The sequence below is a fragment of the Neobacillus solisequens genome (assembly GCF_051233465.1).
Taxonomy (GTDB): Bacteria; Bacillota; Bacilli; order Bacillales; family Cytobacillaceae; genus Neobacillus.
Genome location: NZ_JBKFGJ010000048.1, coordinates 1 through 688, shown reverse-complemented (window position 1 = coordinate 688; position 688 = coordinate 1). Strand labels below are relative to the sequence as shown.

General features: G+C 31.5%; 1 protein-coding gene. It reads right to left on the bottom strand.

Annotated elements, in window-relative coordinates; genetic code table 11:
• Positions 1–224 precede the first annotated feature (224 nt).
• Complete coding sequence (locus ACI3K6_RS23465; RefSeq protein WP_435556730.1) at positions 225–446, bottom strand: hypothetical protein; 222 nt, start codon at positions 444–446, stop codon at positions 225–227.
• Positions 447–688: the final 242 nt, after the last annotated feature.

Sequence of the window (688 nt, the reverse complement as noted above, 5' to 3'; positions counted from 1 at the left end):
ACTACTTGTTTACAAAAATCTACATCCCCAATATTTTTCTCCAAAAAATCACCCCTTGTTATTAACTTTTCTACTTATATCTATCCTAATCCAAATATTACCTTATCCAACTAACCTGCCCCGTTAGTGAAAAAACGATTGCCTTAATTGAACAATCGCACCCTTATTTAATTATAATTTTTCACAAACTCCAAGTAGTGAAATAAGCAGGTTTATAACATTCACTACGATAAAACGGATAGTACAATACTTGATATTCCAATAAATATGGATGGTGGTCCATTTTTCTGGTCTTTTTGTTTTAGTTGCTTTACGCCTATAACAGTATTTATACAGCCGATAAAAAACAAACCATATTTAGAGACATTATTATTATGAAAGATTACAGAGTAAGTAGCTAAAATAATTAATACAGTTCCAAATAAAATTCCCCATTTTCTATTCATACCTGTCCTCCTCATAAACTCAACATTTCTATTTCTAGTTTATTAAGGGCTATTCCTTCCCATTACAACTGAACTATTCCTAAACAGAAAAAGATTGTCGCAGCCACCCACCATGTTTGACTAAAGCACCCGTTTGTTGAATAAGTAATCACAAATTATTAACCTGAAACTTGGATTGGATAGCATACCAACCTTTAGATTCTGACTTATAGTGAGCCACATTAAATTCCTTTAATTCTATT